Origin of the sequence: Streptomyces sp. NPDC102467 (assembly GCF_044765445.1) — a bacterium.
Taxonomy (GTDB): domain Bacteria; phylum Actinomycetota; class Actinomycetes; order Streptomycetales; family Streptomycetaceae; genus Streptomyces.
Genome location: NZ_JBIWKA010000003.1, coordinates 390,587 through 406,540, shown reverse-complemented (window position 1 = coordinate 406,540; position 15,954 = coordinate 390,587). Strand labels below are relative to the sequence as shown.

20 protein-coding genes are annotated in these 15,954 nt (G+C 67.0%); 2 read left to right on the top strand and 18 right to left on the bottom strand.

Annotated features, from left to right (window positions below):
• Positions 1–29 precede the first annotated feature (29 nt).
• From rpsQ to rpsJ, 11 genes are read right to left on the bottom strand one after another with little or no spacing between them, the layout of a single operon-like run.
• Positions 30–314: a 30S ribosomal protein S17 gene (gene rpsQ, locus ACIREE_RS07825; RefSeq protein WP_018528358.1), complete on the bottom strand. Its 285-nt coding sequence runs from the start codon at positions 312–314 to the stop codon at positions 30–32.
• The gene (gene rpmC, locus ACIREE_RS07820; protein WP_404147804.1) at positions 314–538 is read right to left on the bottom strand and encodes a 50S ribosomal protein L29; all 225 of its coding nucleotides are present in this window, start codon (positions 536–538) and stop codon (positions 314–316) included. The genes rpsQ and rpmC overlap by 1 nt, the downstream gene beginning before the upstream one ends.
• Positions 538–957 (bottom strand): 50S ribosomal protein L16, encoded by a 420-nt coding sequence (gene rplP / locus ACIREE_RS07815; protein ID WP_018528356.1) that lies wholly within the window; start codon positions 955–957, stop codon positions 538–540. The genes rpmC and rplP overlap by 1 nt, the downstream gene beginning before the upstream one ends.
• Positions 958–962: 5 nt before the next feature.
• The gene (gene rpsC, locus ACIREE_RS07810; RefSeq protein WP_404147802.1) at positions 963–1,802 is read right to left on the bottom strand and encodes a 30S ribosomal protein S3; all 840 of its coding nucleotides are present in this window, start codon (positions 1,800–1,802) and stop codon (positions 963–965) included.
• Positions 1,802–2,149, bottom strand: coding sequence for a 50S ribosomal protein L22 (gene rplV, locus ACIREE_RS07805; RefSeq protein ID WP_026290933.1), 348 nt, complete (start codon positions 2,147–2,149; stop codon positions 1,802–1,804). The genes rpsC and rplV overlap by 1 nt, the downstream gene beginning before the upstream one ends.
• 42 nt (positions 2,150–2,191) lie before the next feature.
• Positions 2,192–2,473, bottom strand: coding sequence for a 30S ribosomal protein S19 (gene rpsS, locus ACIREE_RS07800; protein WP_326020859.1), 282 nt, complete (start codon positions 2,471–2,473; stop codon positions 2,192–2,194).
• Between the two features lie 12 nt (positions 2,474–2,485).
• The gene (rplB, locus tag ACIREE_RS07795) at positions 2,486–3,322 is read right to left on the bottom strand and encodes a 50S ribosomal protein L2 (RefSeq protein ID WP_356491267.1); all 837 of its coding nucleotides are present in this window, start codon (positions 3,320–3,322) and stop codon (positions 2,486–2,488) included.
• 39 nt (positions 3,323–3,361) lie between these two features.
• The gene (gene rplW, locus ACIREE_RS07790) at positions 3,362–3,778 is read right to left on the bottom strand and encodes a 50S ribosomal protein L23 (protein WP_324772733.1); all 417 of its coding nucleotides are present in this window, start codon (positions 3,776–3,778) and stop codon (positions 3,362–3,364) included.
• The gene (gene rplD / locus ACIREE_RS07785) at positions 3,778–4,431 is read right to left on the bottom strand and encodes a 50S ribosomal protein L4 (RefSeq protein WP_404147798.1); all 654 of its coding nucleotides are present in this window, start codon (positions 4,429–4,431) and stop codon (positions 3,778–3,780) included. Before rplD ends, rplW begins: the two co-directional genes overlap by 1 nt.
• A 5-nt stretch (positions 4,432–4,436) precedes the next feature.
• Positions 4,437–5,081 (bottom strand): 50S ribosomal protein L3, encoded by a 645-nt coding sequence (gene rplC, locus ACIREE_RS07780; protein WP_404147795.1) that lies wholly within the window; start codon positions 5,079–5,081, stop codon positions 4,437–4,439.
• Between the two features lie 17 nt (positions 5,082–5,098).
• A complete protein-coding gene (rpsJ, locus tag ACIREE_RS07775) occupies positions 5,099–5,407 on the bottom strand; it encodes a 30S ribosomal protein S10 (RefSeq protein ID WP_003948644.1) in 309 nt (102 codons plus the stop codon).
• A 515-nt stretch (positions 5,408–5,922) separates the two neighbouring features.
• Here rpsJ and ACIREE_RS07770 point away from each other — a divergent pair.
• On the top strand, positions 5,923–8,583 hold the full coding sequence (locus ACIREE_RS07770) for a DEAD/DEAH box helicase family protein (RefSeq protein ID WP_404147792.1): 2,661 nt from the start codon (positions 5,923–5,925) through the stop codon (positions 8,581–8,583).
• A gap of 17 nt (positions 8,584–8,600) precedes the next feature.
• On the opposite strand, the gene ACIREE_RS07765 is transcribed toward ACIREE_RS07770, so the two are convergent.
• The 7 genes from ACIREE_RS07765 to ACIREE_RS07735 all read right to left on the bottom strand — a co-directional run bounded on the left by ACIREE_RS07765 (position 8,601) and on the right by ACIREE_RS07735 (position 13,453).
• Positions 8,601–9,284, bottom strand: a complete 684-nt coding sequence (locus ACIREE_RS07765; RefSeq protein ID WP_404147790.1) for a contact-dependent growth inhibition system immunity protein — start codon at positions 9,282–9,284, stop codon at positions 8,601–8,603.
• 13 nt (positions 9,285–9,297) lie between these two features.
• A complete protein-coding gene (locus ACIREE_RS07760) occupies positions 9,298–9,612 on the bottom strand; it encodes an RNase A-like domain-containing protein (RefSeq protein WP_404147788.1) in 315 nt (104 codons plus the stop codon).
• A gap of 2 nt (positions 9,613–9,614) precedes the next feature.
• Positions 9,615–10,298, bottom strand: coding sequence for a Fic family protein (locus tag ACIREE_RS07755; RefSeq protein ID WP_404147785.1), 684 nt, complete (start codon positions 10,296–10,298; stop codon positions 9,615–9,617).
• Positions 10,264–10,890 carry a hypothetical protein gene (locus tag ACIREE_RS07750; protein WP_404147782.1) on the bottom strand — a complete coding sequence of 209 codons (627 nt, stop codon included), beginning with the start codon at positions 10,888–10,890 and terminating at the stop codon, positions 10,264–10,266. The genes ACIREE_RS07755 and ACIREE_RS07750 overlap by 35 nt, the downstream gene beginning before the upstream one ends.
• An 83-nt stretch (positions 10,891–10,973) precedes the next feature.
• Positions 10,974–12,689 carry an RNase A-like domain-containing protein gene (locus ACIREE_RS07745; RefSeq protein WP_404147779.1) on the bottom strand — a complete coding sequence of 572 codons (1,716 nt, stop codon included), beginning with the start codon at positions 12,687–12,689 and terminating at the stop codon, positions 10,974–10,976.
• The gene (locus ACIREE_RS07740) at positions 12,689–12,997 is read right to left on the bottom strand and encodes a WXG100 family type VII secretion target (protein ID WP_404147777.1); all 309 of its coding nucleotides are present in this window, start codon (positions 12,995–12,997) and stop codon (positions 12,689–12,691) included. The genes ACIREE_RS07745 and ACIREE_RS07740 overlap by 1 nt, the downstream gene beginning before the upstream one ends.
• 45 nt (positions 12,998–13,042) lie before the next feature.
• A complete protein-coding gene (locus tag ACIREE_RS07735) occupies positions 13,043–13,453 on the bottom strand; it encodes a WXG100 family type VII secretion target (RefSeq protein WP_404147774.1) in 411 nt (136 codons plus the stop codon).
• A gap of 371 nt (positions 13,454–13,824) precedes the next feature.
• On the opposite strand from ACIREE_RS07735, the gene ACIREE_RS07730 reads away from it, so the two are divergent.
• The gene (locus ACIREE_RS07730) at positions 13,825–15,888 is read left to right on the top strand and encodes a PIG-L family deacetylase (protein WP_404147771.1); all 2,064 of its coding nucleotides are present in this window, start codon (positions 13,825–13,827) and stop codon (positions 15,886–15,888) included.
• Positions 15,889–15,954 lie beyond the last annotated feature (66 nt).

Here is a 15,954-nt window from a genome sequence, read left to right as displayed (position 1 = left end):
ACGAACTCCGAGGGATACCCCTCAGAGAATTACTTGGCCTTCTCGAGGATCTCGACGATGCGCCAGCGCTTGGTCGCCGACAGCGGACGCGTCTCCATGAGGAGGACACGGTCGCCGACGCCGGCAGCGTTCTGCTCGTCGTGCGCCTTGAGCTTGTTCGTACGGCGGATGACCTTGCCGTACAGCGCGTGCTTGACGCGGTCCTCGACAGCGACGACGACGGTCTTGTCCATCTTGTCGCTGACGACAAGACCCTCGCGGGTCTTGCGGAAGCCGCGGGCGGCAGTCTCTTCAGTCACAGTCTTCTCGCTCATCAGGCGCTCTCCACCGTCTCGATGCCCAGCTCGCGCTCACGCATGAGGGTGTAGATCCGCGCGATGTCCTTGCGGACGGCCTTGAGCCGGCCGTGGTTCTCGAGCTGACCCGTCGCCGCCTGGAAGCGGAGGTTGAACAGCTCTTCCTTGGCTTCGCGGAGCTTGTTGAGGAGCTCCTCGTCGCCCAGCTCGCGCAGCTCCGACGCCTTGGTACCGGTCGACATCACGCTTCACCTGCCTCGCGCTTGACGATCTTGCACTTCATCGGCAGCTTGTGAGCCGCACGAGTCAGCGCCTCGCGCGCGGTCTTCTCGTTGGGGTACGACAGCTCGAACATCACGCGTCCGGGCTTGACGTTGGCGACCCACCACTCCGGGGAACCCTTACCGGAACCCATGCGGGTCTCGGCAGGCTTCTTGGTGAGGGGGCGGTCCGGGTAAATGTTGATCCAGACCTTGCCGCCACGCTTGATGTGACGCGTCATGGCGATACGAGCGGCCTCGATCTGACGGTTCGTCACGTAGGCCGGGGTGAGGGCCTGAATGCCGTACTCGCCGAACGCGACCTGCGTGCCGCCCTTGGACATGCCGCTGCGCTTCGGGTGGTGCTGCTTGCGGTGCTTGACCCTACGGGGGATCAGCATTTCGGTCAGGCCTCCGTTCCGGTGCTCTCAGCAGCCGGAGCGGCAGCGGCGGGAGCGTCGGCCTTGGGGGCCTCGGCAGCCGGCGCGGCCTGCTGCGGCTTGCGACCGCGACCGCCACGCTCGCCACCACGGCCACCACCACGGGCCGGGCGGTCGTTGCCGCCACGGGCCGGACGGTTACCGGCGCGGGCCGCGGCGTTCTCGGCGCGAACCTCGGCGATGTTCTTGACGTCGCCCTTGTAGATCCAGACCTTCACGCCGATGCGGCCGAAGGTCGTCTTGGCCTCGAAGAAGCCGTAGTCCACGTTGGCGCGGAGCGTGTGCAGGGGCACGCGGCCCTCGCGGTAGAACTCCGAACGGGACATCTCGGCACCGCCGAGACGACCGCCACACTGGATCTTGATGCCCTTGGCGCCGGCCTTCATCGACGACTGCATGCTCTTACGCATGGCGCGACGGAAGGAGACGCGGGAGGACAGCTGCTCCGCAACGGCCTGGGCCACGAGCTGAGCGTCGACCTCGGGGTTCTTGACCTCGAGGATGTTCAGCTGGACCTGCTTGCCCGTGAGCTTCTCGAGGTCACCGCGGATGCGGTCGGCCTCGGCGCCACGGCGGCCGATGACGATGCCGGGACGAGCGGTGTGGATGTCCACCCGCACGCGGTCACGGGTGCGCTCGATCTCAACCTTCGAGATGCCGGCGCGCTCCATGCCGGACGTCATCATCCGACGGATGGCGACGTCTTCCTTGACGTAGTCCTTGTACAGCTTGTCGGCGTACCAACGCGACTTGAAGTCGGTCGTGACACCGAGCCGGAACCCGTGCGGGTTTACCTTCTGGCCCATTACCGGGTTCCTTCCTTGCTGCTGACGACCACGGTGATGTGGCTGGTCCGCTTACGGATCCGGTAGGCACGGCCCTGAGCACGCGGACGGAACCGCTTCAGGGTCGGGCCCTCGTCCACGTACGCCTCGCTGATGACCAGCGAAGAAGCGTCCGGGTGGTCGTAGTTGTGTGCAGCGTTGGCGATGGCGCTGTCGAGCACCTTGCCAACCGGCACGCTCGCGGCCTGCGGGGCGAAACGCAGGACCGCCTGAGCCTCCGTGGCATCCATGCCACGGATGAGGTCCACCACTCGGCGGGCCTTCATGGGCGTGACGCGGATGTACCGCGCCTGGGCCCTGGCTTCCATGGTTGTCCCTTCGGTGTTTGTCATAGTCGATTCCACCCCGCCTTAGCGGCGCTTCGACTTCCGGTCGTCCTTGACGTGACCCCGGAAGGTGCGCGTCGGCGAGAACTCGCCGAGCTTGTGGCCGACCATCGACTCGGTGACGAACACCGGGATGTGGGTCTTGCCGTTGTGCACCGCGATCGTGTGACCCAGCATGCTGGGGACGATCATCGAGCGGCGGGACCAGGTCTTGATGACGTTCTTGGAACCGGCTTCGTTCTGAGCGTCCACCTTCTTTACGAGGTGGCCGTCAACGAAGGGTCCCTTCTTGAGACTGCGCGGCATCTAAACCCGCTCCTAGCGCTTCTTGTTCGACTTGCGGCGGCGGACGATGTACTTGTTACTCGCCTTGTTGCGATCACGAGTACGCATTTCCTTCTTGCCCCAGGGCGAGACCGGGTGGCGACCACCGGAAGTCTTGCCCTCACCACCGCCGTGCGGGTGGTCAACCGGGTTCATGACGACACCACGCACGGTCGGGCGAACGCCCTTCCAGCGCATGCGGCCGGCCTTGCCCCAGTTGATGTTCGACTGCTCGGCGTTGCCGACCTCGCCGACGGTGGCGCGGCAGCGCACGTCGACCAGGCGAATCTCACCGGAAGGCATACGAAGGTGGGCCATCGTGCCCTCCTTCGCCAGCAGCTGCACGGAGGCACCCGCGGAACGGGCGAACTTGGCGCCACCACCGGGACGGAGCTCGATCGCGTGGATCGTGGTACCGACCGGGATGTTGCGCAGCGCCAGGTTGTTGCCGGACTTGATGTCGGCCGTCGGGCCGTTCTCGATCCGGTCGCCCTGCTGCAGGCCACGGGGGGCCAGGATGTAGCGCTTCTCGCCGTCCGCGTAGTGCAGGAGCGCGATGCGCGCAGTGCGGTTCGGGTCGTACTCGATGTGAGCGACCTTCGCCGGCACGCCGTCCTTGTCGTGACGACGGAAGTCGATCACTCGGAAGGCACGCTTGTGTCCGCCACCCTGGTGGCGAACGGTGATCCGACCGGCGTTGTTACGGCCGCCCTTGCTGTGCAGCGGGCGGACCAGCGACTTCTCCGGCGTGGACCGCGTGACCTCGACGAAGTCGGCAACGCTGGAGCCACGACGCCCCGGCGTAGTCGGCTTGTACTTGCGGATTCCCATTTCTCAGTCCTCGTCCGATATTCGGACCAGGGCGCTCCGTTAGGAGGCCTGGCCGAAGATGTCGATACGGTCGCCCTCAACGAGGGTCACGATCGCGCGCTTGGTGTTCGCACGCTGGCCGAAGCCGGTGCGGGTCCGCTTGCGCTTGCCCTGACGGTTGATCGTGTTGACCCCGGAGACCTTGACCGAGAAGACCGCCTCGACGGCCTGCTTGATCTGGGTCTTGTTGGCACGCGGGTCCACGATGAAGGTGTACTTGCCCTCGTCGAGGAGCGCGTAGCTCTTCTCCGAGACGACCGGCTTGACGAGGACGTCACGGTGGTCCGTGAACGACTTGCTCAGCGGCGTCTCAACGGTGTTCTTGCCCTCGGTGGCGTGGCGCTTCGCCTTGGCGACGCGCGCTACCTTCTTGGCCTTGGCGGCCTTCGAGGCGATGCTCGGGTGACGCGTAGCCATCAGGCTTCGCTCCCTTCGGTGTCAGTGGCCTTCGGGCCAGACACGAAGGACTCGAAAGCGGCCTGGGTGAAGACCACGTCGTCCGAGACGAGAACGTCGTACGTGTTCAGCTGGCCCGGCTCCAGGATGTGGACCTGGGGCAGGTTGCGAGCGGAGAGCAGCGCGACCTCGTCGGCACGGTCGAGGACCAGGAGCACGTTCTTGCGCTCACTGATCTTGCCGAGCAGCGACTTGGCGGCCTTGGTGGAGACCTCGCCGTCGACCACGCCGGTGACGACGTGGATGCGAGCGTTGCGGGCCCGGTCGGTGAGGGCGTGGCGCAGAGCCGCGGCCTTCATCTTCTTCGGGGTCCGCTGCGAGTAGTCACGCGGCGTGGGGCCGTGGACGACGCCACCGCCGGCGAACTGCGGCGCACGGGTCGAACCCTGGCGCGCGCGGCCGGTGCCCTTCTGGCGGTAAGGCTTCTTACCGCCACCGCGGACCTCGCCACGACGCTTGACCTTGTGCGTGCCCTGACGGGCCGCGGCCAGCTGCGCGACGACAACCTGGTGGAGCAGCGGGATGCTGATCTTCTCAACTTCGAAGATCTCGGCCGGGAGCTCAACGGTCCCGGTCTTGTCGCCGGAGGGCGACAGAATGTCAATGGTGGTCATAGTCCTCAGGCCCCCTTGGCCGCGGTGCGGACCAGGACGAGGCCGCCGTTCGGACCAGGAACCGCGCCCTTGATGAGGAGCAGGCCCTTCTCCGCGTCAACGGCGTGAACGGTCAGGTTCTGGGTGGTGACCCGCTCGTTGCCCATGCGACCCGCCATGCGCATGCCCTTGAAGACACGGCCGGGGGTGGCACAGCCACCGATGGATCCGGGCATGCGGTGCACACGGTGGGCACCGTGCGACGCCTTGCCACCCTTGAAGTTGTGGCGCTTCATGACGCCGGCGAAGCCCTTGCCCTTGCTCTTCGCGGTGACGTCGACCTTCACGCCGGACTCGAAGGTCTCAGCGGTGATCTCCTGGCCGAGGGTGTACTCGCTGGCACCAGCGGTACGGATCTCGACGAGGTGACGACGGGGCGTGACGTCGGCCTTGGCGAAGTGACCCTTGAGGGGCTTGTTCACCTTGCGCGGGTCGATCTCGCCGAAGGCGATCTGGACCGACTCGTAGCCGTCGGAGTCATTCGTACGGACCTGGGTCACAACGTTCGGACCGGCCTTGACGACGGTGACCGGAACAACACGGTTGTTCTCGTCCCACACCTGCGTCATGCCGAGCTTCTCGCCCAGGATGCCCTTGATCTGCTTAGTCATCTTCAGATCACCGGCCCTCAGAGCTTGATCTCGATGTCGACACCGGCCGGGAGGTCGAGTCGCATCAGGGAGTCAACGGTCTTCGGCGTCGGGTCGAGGATGTCGATCAGGCGCTTGTGCGTGCGCATCTCGAAGTGCTCGCGCGAGTCCTTGTACTTGTGCGGCGACTTGATGACGCAGTACACGTTCTTCTCGGTAGGCAGCGGCACCGGGCCCGCGACCGACGCACCAGTACGCGTCACCGTCTCGACGATCTTCTTCGCCGAGGAATCGATGACCTCGTGGTCGTAGGCCTTGAGCCGGATGCGGATCTTCTGTCCCGCCATGGCTACTTAGTAGTCCTGTCTCTTGTGACGCTCTGGAACCCGGTTGGCCCTGTTTCACACTTCATCCGACCCACGCGGTCGGGCGTGTCGCAGTCCCGCTGACAGAAATATCCGAACGGATTTCCCTGCTAAGGGGGCTGCGGCCCAAGGCCGCAAGACCGGGGGAAGAAACCCACCGGGTGCCTGGCAGAGCCACCTCACTGCACTTCCCGGAAGATTCCCGTACGTCCGCCCCAGCGCTGCCGCAAGCGACAGATAAGGCGACGAGTACTGTGGGACTCGCTTCCGGTCCTCCCGGCGGGAGGCGCGCAGCATCGGCACTCAACCGAGCAACCCCGACAGTCTGCCATACGGGGCATGCCGGGGGCCAATCGAAGCGGTAGAGATTACCCGCTGTGTGACCGAGGTCAAACCCCGGGTGTGCGGCCCGCCACTCGACCACTTATGCCCCCTTGTTGTCAGTGGTCCGGACTACTGTGCCGAAGGCGCCGCCGTTGCAGGCGTCACTTCCGTCATTGCGCGCTGAGCAGAGAGCGAGCCTCCCGACCACCACCGTGCACGACGTCCTTCGTGTCATCCGCGAGAACGCGAAGACGAATCGTGAGCTCGGCACCGCCTTCGAACGCCTCATGGTGCGCTTCCTCAGTACGGATCCGCTGTGGAGCGAGCAGTTCAGCCGCGTGTGGATGTACGGGGAGTGGCCGGGCGCCACAGCGGGGCACCAGGACCTGGGGATCGACCTCGTGGCCCAGGAACGGGAGACCGGCGCACTGTGGGCGATCCAGTGCAAGTTCTACGAGCCTGACCACACCGTGCACAGAGCGGGCATCGACTCCTTTCTCGCCGCCTCCGGGCAGGGCGACTTCGCTCATCGCCTGATCATCTCCACCACGGACAAGTGGGGTCCGAACGCCGAGGCGGCCCTGGTGGATCAGCGTCCTCCTGTTCAGAGGCTCGGCCTGTCGGAGATCTCGGCGAGCCCCATCGAGTGGCGGCTGCCCTCGAGCGGCGATGCCGACAAGGTGGAGCTCTCACTGCGCGGCAAGAAGTCGCCTCGCCCTCATCAGCGTGAGGCGATCGACGCCGTGTTCCAGGGGTTCGAGGAGCACGAGCGCGGCAAGCTGATCATGGCGTGCGGCACCGGGAAGACGTTCACCGGTCTGAAGATCGTGGAGCGCCTCGCGGCGGAGCGTGCCGCCAATGGTGACGGGGATCACAGTCGGATTCTGTTTCTCGTCCCGTCCATCGCCCTGCTGTCGCAGACCCTGCGGGAGTGGCGGTACGAGACCGAGACGCCGATGCGCGCCTTCACTGTCTGCTCCGACACCAAGGTCTCGCGCGGGCAGGTGGACAGCGACGACCTGGACATGGCCACGCATGATCTCGCGCTGCCCGCCACGACCGACCCCGCCCGTCCGCTGGCACAGGTGAACCAGATGACGGTCGACGGCGGCGAGGTGCCCCCCGGCCTGACCGTCGTCTTCTCGACCTACCAGTCGATCGGCACTATCGCGAAGGCGCAGGAGTTGGGGCTCGGCGCGTTCGACCTGATCCTGTGCGACGAGGCTCACCGTACGACGGGTGTGACGCTCCTGGGGCACGACGACTCGAACTTCGTCCGCGTCCACGACAACACGGTCGTCCAGGCCGCCCGCCGTCTCTACATGACAGCGACCCCGCGTCTCTACAACGAGGACACCAAGGCCGACGCCAAGGACGAGTCCGCGGTCCTGGCCTCGATGGACGACGAGAGCCTGTATGGCCCGGAGTTCCACCGGCTCGGCTTCGGCAAGGCCGTGGAACAGGGGCTGCTCACGGACTACCGGGTTCTGATCCTCACTGTCGACCAGGAGGTGGTGGCCAAGTCGTACCAGCAGGGTCTGGCCGCCGGCGGGCCCGAGCTGAACCTCGACGACACCGCCAAGATCATCGGCTGTTGGAACGGCCTGGCGAAGCGCACAGGCACCTTCGGCGATGGAACTGGCTTCGAACCGGGTGAGGAGCCGATGAAGCGGGCGGTCGCCTTCGCCCGTTCCATCAAGGACTCCGAGGCGATCGCGAGGCACTTCAACGAGATCGTCGCCTCGTACGAGGATGCCGACGACGACCTCCTGAACTGCGAGGTCGAGCACGTCGACGGCACGTTCAACACGCTGCGCCGCAAAGATCTCCTCGACTGGCTGAACCAGGACCCGGGCCCGAACAACGCCCGCATCCTCTCCAACGCCCGCTGCCTGTCCGAGGGCGTCGACGTCCCGAACTTGGACGCGGTCCTGTTCCTCCAGCCGCGCAACTCCGTCGTGGATGTCGTGCAGTCCGTCGGCCGTGTGATGCGCCTGTCCCCCGGTAAGCGGTACGGGTACATCATCCTGCCCGTAGCCGTCCCTGCCGGGATGTCCCCCGAGGAGGCACTGGCCGACAACCGCCGCTTCAAGACGGTCTGGCAGGTCCTCCAGGCGCTGCGCGCGCACGACGACCGCTTCAACGCGTCCGTCAACCAGATCGACCTCAACAAGAAGGCCCCGAACACCATCGGGATCGGCACGATCGGCGCCGGTGACGAGTCGGTGGGCGACCAGGACGGCAGCAGCACTGAGGCGAGCGCGGAAGCGAAGAAGGAGAACGAGAAGCAGTCCGCCCAATACATCCAGGACCGCCTCGAATTCGACGAGGCGTGGCGCACCGCCATCTACGCGCGGATCGTCGACAAGGTCGGTGAGCCCACCTACCGGGAGCAGTGGGCCAAGGACATCGCCCTGATCGCCGAACGCCACGTCGCCCGCATCAAGGCGGGCCTGACGAACCCTCAAAAGGCATCTGCTTTCGAGGAGTTCGTCGAGAAACTGCGGTCGAACATAAACCCTGGCGTCACCGACTCCGACGCCATCGACATGCTCGCCCAGCACCTCATCACCAAGCCGGTCTTCGACGCCCTCTTCCAGGACTACGCGTTCGCCGATCACAACCCCGTCTCGCAGGCGATGCAGCGCATGCTGGACGTCCTGGACGACGACACGATCTCGGCGGAGACCAAGACCCTCGAGGGGTTCCACGAATCCGTACGCGTCCGCGCGGAGGGCATCACCGACCACGACGGCCGCCAGCGAGAGCCTCGCCCCGAAGAGCGCCGACATCATCGCGCCCGGCGGACGGTGCTCGTGCGCCCCGGCGGCTGACGATCACGGACGGAAGGTCAAGAACCAGGCGGCCGGTACTCCGCCACCGGCCCACTGAGCTGCCCGCCCACCAACTGCAGCCACCGGCTCGGTGCGTACGGCGACGGTGGATCCACCTCCATGCCCAACTCCGCGAGAGCGGCCGCCAGATCAGACTCCTCAAGGTCTAGATCCAGCAGTTCCTGCACCTCACCGGCAAGGCGCGCAATCAACGGCCGGGCCGCCTGAGACACGTAATCCACGACAGCGGCGTCATGATCAGCGAATTCGTCCGGCATGTCCTGCGAGAACCAGCCGCCCAGAAACTGCGTGAGCTCGGGGAACCGGGTCTGCCATTCCCAGTGGGTGACCGGCGCCGAGGGAGGCGGCACCTCTCCCTCCTCCACGCTGCGCTTGATGTGGTCCGCAAGCATGAACAGCCAGTTCTGCAGGTCGGACTCGGGCAGCCCGACGTCCGGAACCGGATAGAACTCGCCGAGGCGCAGCCGCAACGCGCCCGGAGGGTTGCGCGCGTACTCGCGCAGCTGGGACTCCGCCGTACCGAGCGCCCACGGGCGGGTGTGCCAGGTGAGACGCAGGTAGGCGGTGAGGGCAACACCCGGCCTATCCTCCGTGTCGTCGGCGGGCTGACCGACGTACGCACGCAGCACCTGGTCCAACTCGCCGTAGCGACGGTCATGTTCGAGCGGATTCATGGGCATGGCGGCCGGGCCTCTACAGGTAGATCGGGAACGTGGCATGCACGACGAAGCCGTGCGGACTCGACGGCTCGCGCTTGAGAATCACACGGGCCGCACGCACATCGACGGGTTCCCGTCCGGCCAGCATCATCGCTTGAAGCAGCACCCGCCCCACGGGATCGGGGCGAGAGGGCCAGGCCGCCTCGATGACCAACCTGGGACGAGTCCCTTGGGCGAGCCACCGGTGAATGTACTGCTCGTTGGCGGTGACGACCTGCTGGGTCGCCCACTGCGCGGTCTCACGGTCGGGGTAGGTCGAGCTCTTCGCTCGTACGGGAGTTGTCGGCACGGTCACCGCCAGGTCGCGATCGGAGTTGCTGGAAGAGAGACAGGGCGCGAACCACGATTCGCGGCTGCTGTCGCCAGGACGTGCACAAGGCGGGCCAGCGCCTGCGCGCCCGCTGGATCATCGGCGTATCTGCGCACTTGGACCGGCCCCACCTCGTCCAGGACGACACCTTCGCGCGCCAGGACGAACCCCAGAGCCAGCAGAGCCGCCCGCCCGTTTCCGTCGTCGAACGGATGGAAGAAGCAGACGTCGAGGTAGGCGCGGGCCGCTCTGGCCGGCAGGGGCACCGCGGAACCGGCTTCCGTGGCCTGCGTAAGACAGTCGTCGAACACTTCTGGGACGGACGCGGTCAGGCCGTAGCGTTCCCGCCCGCCTTTGGCGAATGCGGGAAGAGTGCGAAAAGCGATGTCGTCCCGGCTGATGACCTGCCTCTGCCACTTCTCCAGGAGACAGAAGCCGAGTGGGCGGGACGCCTCGGCGTCTGCCCGGGCCAGCCGCCATGCCGCGCGGAACCTGTCCGCTCGCGCCGAGTCCCCCGCGTCCGCTGCCGCAGCGATTCCGTCTCGATGCCCGGCCATCGGCCCCGCCACCTCGGGCGCCGCGAGATCCCATGGGACGCGGGACCGCACCCGTATCCAGGACTCCAGGTCGTCACGCACCATGCTCTCCGACAGCGCTCCGAGCACGGTCGAGCGCCTCCTTGTCCGGCGCGACCCAGCTCTCGAAGTGGGAGTCCACGACCTCGTCCGCAAGATCCTCCGCATCCTCGGCCGACATACCCGTGTACTCGAAGAACCATCCGAGCGCCTGCGCACAGGTGCCACGCCACAGCTCCCCGGCCCGCGTGCGCTCGACGACGAGCGTCACGAGAGGAGCCACCCCGTGCTCACGCCGACGGCGCACGTCGCCCGCGTCGGCGTCCGTGTCGGGAGCGAGCCGTGCGAAAGCGCCGGCAAGGTCCTCCAGCCATGCTCGCCACTGCACCAGTGCGCTGGTGTACCGCTGCGCCTGCGCGTCCAGGTTCCCGGCCCCGAGCCCACTGGGCGGCAGTCTCGTGATGACGGACCCGGAGTCGGGGTACTCCTGCGCCGCGCCCAGCCAGCCGTACGCCCACGCCCCGAAGTGCTCGGCCAGCCCCCGGGCGACCGACTCGTCCGACCAGAGGCCACGCGGCCGGCCCGACTCCGGGTCGGTGGAAGCCACCACTGTGCGTACCTCGTCGAGCGCACGATCAGGATCGAAGGGGTGCGTCGAAGGGTCCATGTTGGTCCACGTCATGGACGGGAGATCCGCGTGCGGATTGATGGCTGCTCCAGGGTCGTTCGGTTGCTCTGTTCGCGAAAGATCTGCCCGGCCGTCCGTCATTCCGGCATCGACGTCAGCACTACGAAGGGCGGGTCGAGCGACGGGTCGTACTTGAGGATGGTCCGCACGCCCTTGACCGGAATGGCCTCCGCCTTAAGCCCTTCGTACTTGAATCCCTGACCGTTCACGGCATTGGGCTGCTTCGTCACACTACGGCCACTGTATTCGCCGTTCGGCGCGTCTATTTTGAGAGGGTGCCTGGGGTCGCGGCCCGGGTCATCGAGCCACGCCTTGATATCTGCGCTGTTCTTGTCAATGTTGTACTGCGTCAGTTCCTGGGCACGTTCCGCGGTAGCGAAGGTGGAAGCAGCGCCGATCGACGGCTTACCATGCTCCCATGTCTCAGTAGGAGGAGTTCCCTGATCCCGTAGTCGTTGGGCAAGCTGCGCGTCCGTCTTTCCCACGTGCTTGTCCAGGGTGTGGCCGCCGCCGAGCCACTCATTGTTGGCCAGATCGAGCTTGTAGACGCCGTTCTGCGTGTCCCCACTTTTCGTCCACTGCTGTTCGTGCTTGAAATCGTTGAGGGCCCGTGTCCCGAATGCCTCGGCTCGCGCCTCTTCCGCGGCGTAGGCAGGAGCGCTGAGGTAGGCCTCGTCGAGGGCGTCGTCGAGCGCACTCAATCTCGGAGTCAGCGCGTTGACCCGCTGGTTGTACGCCTCTACGACCGCATTGAGCGCGGCGGTGTCGATATTGAGAGTGATCTCAACGCTGAGTTCGGCTCCACCTTTGACCACGCCCTTAAGGAACCGCCCGACGCCCTTCGCGCCCTCTTTGAGGTCCTTGAGGTCGACCCCGTCACTCAGGTCTATGTCGCCGACCGCCTGCTTTACGGCATCGAAGTAGATCTTCCAGACTTTGTGGTTCAGGTCGACCGCGGCCTCGGCGAATTCGCGCAGCAGGTCACTGATCTTCATCGCGGTGTCGAACAGAACTGTCATCACAGGATGGGTAGCCGTCTGGCCGGCGGAACTGTCGTGCTTCCACTCGTAGCCGACCTGCGACTTGCCCCAGGCTGTGGTCCCCCACAGCGAGCTGCAGAACTGTCGCATGGCGTCGTACCACTCGCTGTTGCTCTGCAGCGTGATGCTGTCGACGAGTCCGGTCAGCCCGCTCTCGGTCATGGACAGCGTCATGGTCATGTTCGACCAGTCCTGCGAGAGCGAGTTGAGGTAGTGCTGTTGAGGGTACGGATAGACGTCGGCGACCTTGCCCCAGCGGAATGCGTGCTCCAGGAGCGGACGAATGATGTGCCACACCACATCCGGTACCCACTCCAGGAGCGAGCGGATGAAGTCGTCACCGCCGTCGTCGTCCCCCCACTTGAGGTCGGGGACCGACTCGTACTTGGGTGGCTTGTCGATAACGACGGGCGGTGGCTGGGTCTGCGGCTGGGTCCGGCCTGAGGCGTCGTTGGCGGCCTCCGCCTTGGAGTAGTTGTTGGCCGTCGTGGCGAAGCCGACCGCCGCGCCCCCGATACTGGCCACGGACCTGGCCCACACGTCGAGGAAGCGGTTGCCCGCCTTGACGTACGCCGTGGCGAAACCTTGAGCAGCGGTGCCGTAACCGCCGGCGTCCGGGTACTCCTTCAACGCGGTGATCAGGTCCTTGGCCGCCTTGTCGAAGGGCGTCTGCTGACCGGAGAACCCTCCTGCCACCTGATGCAGGTTGGAGGGTTTGACGTCGATGGTGCCGCCCTGAGCGGGGGTTCCCATCAAGCACCGCCCCAACCGCGCAGTACCGCCCGGTGGGCGGCGGCGTAATTGACATGCCCAGTGGTGACCACCTCGTGCAGCCATTTCTGCGATGCCTGGAGGTCCTTGGCGGACCGGTCCCACTCGTCGAGCTTGTCGATGAAGGCCTCACGGGCCTCCCCGCTCCAAGACAGGACGACCGGTTCCACTCGCTCGAAGAGGTCGCCGAGCCTCTCGTTGAGTTGTTTGAGGATTTCCTCCAACTCACCCGACAGGTGCTGGAGTGTCGCCAGGCGCGCGGTTATGTGATCGTCGTCAGTGGCAGGCATGGGTCCCCGTCGGTCATGAGCCGTGCAATACGGTGCCGTTCAGCTTTACATCCCGTCGAAGCTGCTCTGCGGCCGGAAAGGCCCATCGTCGGGCTCGGAGTTCGGAGTGGACAAGCGGTCCACCTCACTACCGATGTCCACCTTGATCTGGCGCATCTGCTGGAGCACATCCAACTCCCGCTCGGTGAAGCCTTCCCTGCTCATCCGCACGGCCGATTCGATCAGTTTCATCACCTCACGGATACGGACCGCGTCTTCAGCGGCGGCCCGGTGGAAGTCCCGGTACGCGGACGCCGCAGGTCCCTTCCAGCCCGCCTCGATGGTGTCGACGATGCCGTCCATCCGTTGCACCTGTTTGGTGAGGTGCTCCTGCATACCGTCGAGGTCTTTGCCGAGCTTCGTGAGGTCCTCGTCCTTGACCCGCAGGTCTTTGGGGTTCCCGACGTGTCCACTCATCGCGCAGCATCCCTCCCCTCACACACTCCGCAGCCTGTCGCACGGCCGCCACGGTATTCGTACAGATGATCCCAGAGGGGGCGTTGGTTCCGCACCCGTACGCCTCGTTCTGGGCGGAGCACAGCGGGAACGCCTGCTTCATCGGCGCTTCGGCCGACCAGGCGAACGACACTGAGAACTCGCCTCACTCCACCGCGTGAACACTCGCGGCGCCCCACTGCGTCTGCTCGTTCCGAGTGAACGGAACATGTACGCGCATGGAACCCGAATCCCCTTTCCCCCCTCTATCCAGGTGAAACACCGAACACCTGAACAGAGGCGCGCGCGACAGACCGACCGCTGCCTCACCAGCGGACGGAGTGAGCGTCACCGTGCGGAAGCGACCTGCGACATCAGGGTCCGAAAAGCCTGTTAAGAGAGCGATATCCCGGGGGCTGCCCCTGATATCCCAGGGGCTGCCCCGGGGCGTCTCGCGCCGCGGTCTCCTCGCCGGCGGCGCCGCTCTCGCCGCCGCCGGCTCGCTCAGCGCCTGCTCCCGCGTCGCCCCCGCGCCTCCGCCGCACACCACCGCCCCCTCCCCCGCGACCGGCCGCCCCGCCGCCCAGGCCGAGCACGCCCTGCTGCTCCAGGTCCTCGCCCACCCCGACGACGACCTGTACTTCATGAACCCCGACACGCAGCACTCGCTGGAGGCCGGCACCCCGCTCGTCTGCGTGTACGTCACGGCCGGCGAGGCCAACGGCATGAACAAGACGCCGACCGACCGGGCTCCCCGCCCTGACAAGGCGGCCTACTCCGCGGCCCGCCACCAAGGCCTGCGCCAGTCGTACGCCACCCAGCTCGGGCTGCCCGTCTTCACTCGCTGGAACAACGGCGTCATCCGCCTCCGCAACGGCTTCCAGGCGGAGGTCAGCACCCTCGAGAACCGGGGCCGCCGCGTCGAGTTGGTCCATCTCGACCTCGCGATGCACACCCCGGCCGGACACATGGGCCTGCCCGCGCTGTGGCGCGACCGCGGTCTGCTGCTGCGCACCCTCGTCCCGGAGGCCTCGCCGCTGCGCACGGTCCAGACGTACGACTACGAGTCCCTGGTCGCCGTCCTCGTGGAGCTCTTCGAGCGGTACCGGCCGACGCTCGTGCAGACCCTCGACCCGGACCCCGACATCCAGGACAGCGACCGGATCACCCAGCTCCGCGACAGCGAGCAGATCGGCTACTCCGACCACGCCGACCACACCGCCGTGGCCTGCTTCAGCTGGGCCGCGCTGATCCGCTGGGCACAGCAGGCCAAGGGCGGCCCGCCCCCGTTCGTGGCCACCGCCTTCCGCGGTTACTACAACCACCACTGGCCGAAGAACCTCCCGCCGCAGGTCCTGGACCAGAAGGCCGCGCACCTGGTCCCGTACGGCGCCGGGCCCGACTGGCAGTGCGGCAACCCGGCCGGCTGCGGCGACTACAACGTCGGCGGCGACCGCCCCCTCACCAACCGCAAGGGCTGGGTCCGCGCCACCCACTACCGCTACCCCGGCCCGCGCCTCGCCCTCCACCCGAACGCCGACGGACGGCTCACCGCGTACGGCGTTCTCGGCCTGCGCGCGGTCCGCTACGACGAGCAGGCGGCCGGGGCGTTCGGCGCCCCGGTCGACCTCGGCGGCGGCCCGCTCGCCCCGGCCCTTGGCAGCGCCACGCTCCCCGACGGCCGCGCCCTGCTGTTCGGCCTTCGCCTCGCCGCGATCGAGGGCAGGGGCGCGACCGACCTCCGCGAGATCGTGCTCCTGGAACAGCGCGGCCCGCGCAAGTACGGCTCCTGGACGAGCCTCGGCAACCCCGAGGTCGACGCCGACCGCGGCCGCCGCATCGGCGTCCCGGTGGCGGTCACCGCTCCCGACGGCCGCGTCCACCTCTTCGTACGCAACGCCGACCAGGGAATCAGCACGCGGATCCGCGCGTCGTCGGGCACCTGGTCGCCCTGGCGCGACCTCGGCGGCGGCCCGGTCCAGGACGGCCTCACGGCCGTGATCGGCGACGACCGCCAGGTGCACGTGTACGCCCCCGGGCACTACACCGTCCACCACTGGACCCCGGAAGGCCCTGACCCGCTCACCGGCCTGCCCACCCCCGCGGACGCGATAGCCGCCGCGGGCAGCCGCCTCTACTACCGTCCGCCGGCCTCCGCGCGCCTCCTGTCCCCGGGCGGCCCTGCCGTGCACTTCCCCGGCTACGGCCCGGTGACAGCGGCCGGCCCCTACCTCCTCGGCCGCGACACCGCCGGCCGCGTCCAGCTCCTCCAGGACGGCCGCATCACCCGCCCGGCCACCGCCCCGGCCACCCTGGACGGCCCGGCACTCACCGCTGGCAGCCGCGGCCCCACCGTGGCAGGCCTCTCCCCGGACGCCCGCCCGTGGCTGTGGCGACCGACGCAGGCGAAGGCCTGACCGCTGCACGATGCGCAGCAAAATGCTGCCGCGCCGGGGGTCCTCAGCCGCCCGCCCCGATGTCAT

Coding starts and splice junctions, on each gene's coding strand:
- rpsQ (WP_018528358.1), bottom strand. CDS start 314: ATGAGCGAGAAGACTGTGACTGAAGAGACTGCCGCCCGCGGCTTCCGC.
- rpmC (WP_404147804.1), bottom strand. CDS start 538: ATGTCGACCGGTACCAAGGCGTCGGAGCTGCGCGAGCTGGGCGACGAG.
- rplP (WP_018528356.1), bottom strand. CDS start 957: ATGCTGATCCCCCGTAGGGTCAAGCACCGCAAGCAGCACCACCCGAAG.
- rpsC (WP_404147802.1), bottom strand. CDS start 1,802: ATGGGCCAGAAGGTAAACCCGCACGGGTTCCGGCTCGGTGTCACGACC.
- rplV (WP_026290933.1), bottom strand. CDS start 2,149: ATGGAAGCCAGGGCCCAGGCGCGGTACATCCGCGTCACGCCCATGAAG.
- rpsS (WP_326020859.1), bottom strand. CDS start 2,473: ATGCCGCGCAGTCTCAAGAAGGGACCCTTCGTTGACGGCCACCTCGTA.
- rplB (WP_356491267.1), bottom strand. CDS start 3,322: ATGGGAATCCGCAAGTACAAGCCGACTACGCCGGGGCGTCGTGGCTCC.
- rplW (WP_324772733.1), bottom strand. CDS start 3,778: ATGGCTACGCGTCACCCGAGCATCGCCTCGAAGGCCGCCAAGGCCAAG.
- rplD (WP_404147798.1), bottom strand. CDS start 4,431: ATGACCACCATTGACATTCTGTCGCCCTCCGGCGACAAGACCGGGACC.
- rplC (WP_404147795.1), bottom strand. CDS start 5,081: ATGACTAAGCAGATCAAGGGCATCCTGGGCGAGAAGCTCGGCATGACG.
- rpsJ (WP_003948644.1), bottom strand. CDS start 5,407: ATGGCGGGACAGAAGATCCGCATCCGGCTCAAGGCCTACGACCACGAG.
- ACIREE_RS07765 (WP_404147790.1), bottom strand. CDS start 9,284: ATGCCCATGAATCCGCTCGAACATGACCGTCGCTACGGCGAGTTGGAC.
- ACIREE_RS07750 (WP_404147782.1), bottom strand. CDS start 10,890: ATGACGTGGACCAACATGGACCCTTCGACGCACCCCTTCGATCCTGAT.
- ACIREE_RS07745 (WP_404147779.1), bottom strand. CDS start 12,689: ATGGGAACCCCCGCTCAGGGCGGCACCATCGACGTCAAACCCTCCAAC.
- ACIREE_RS07740 (WP_404147777.1), bottom strand. CDS start 12,997: ATGCCTGCCACTGACGACGATCACATAACCGCGCGCCTGGCGACACTC.
- ACIREE_RS07735 (WP_404147774.1), bottom strand. CDS start 13,453: ATGAGTGGACACGTCGGGAACCCCAAAGACCTGCGGGTCAAGGACGAG.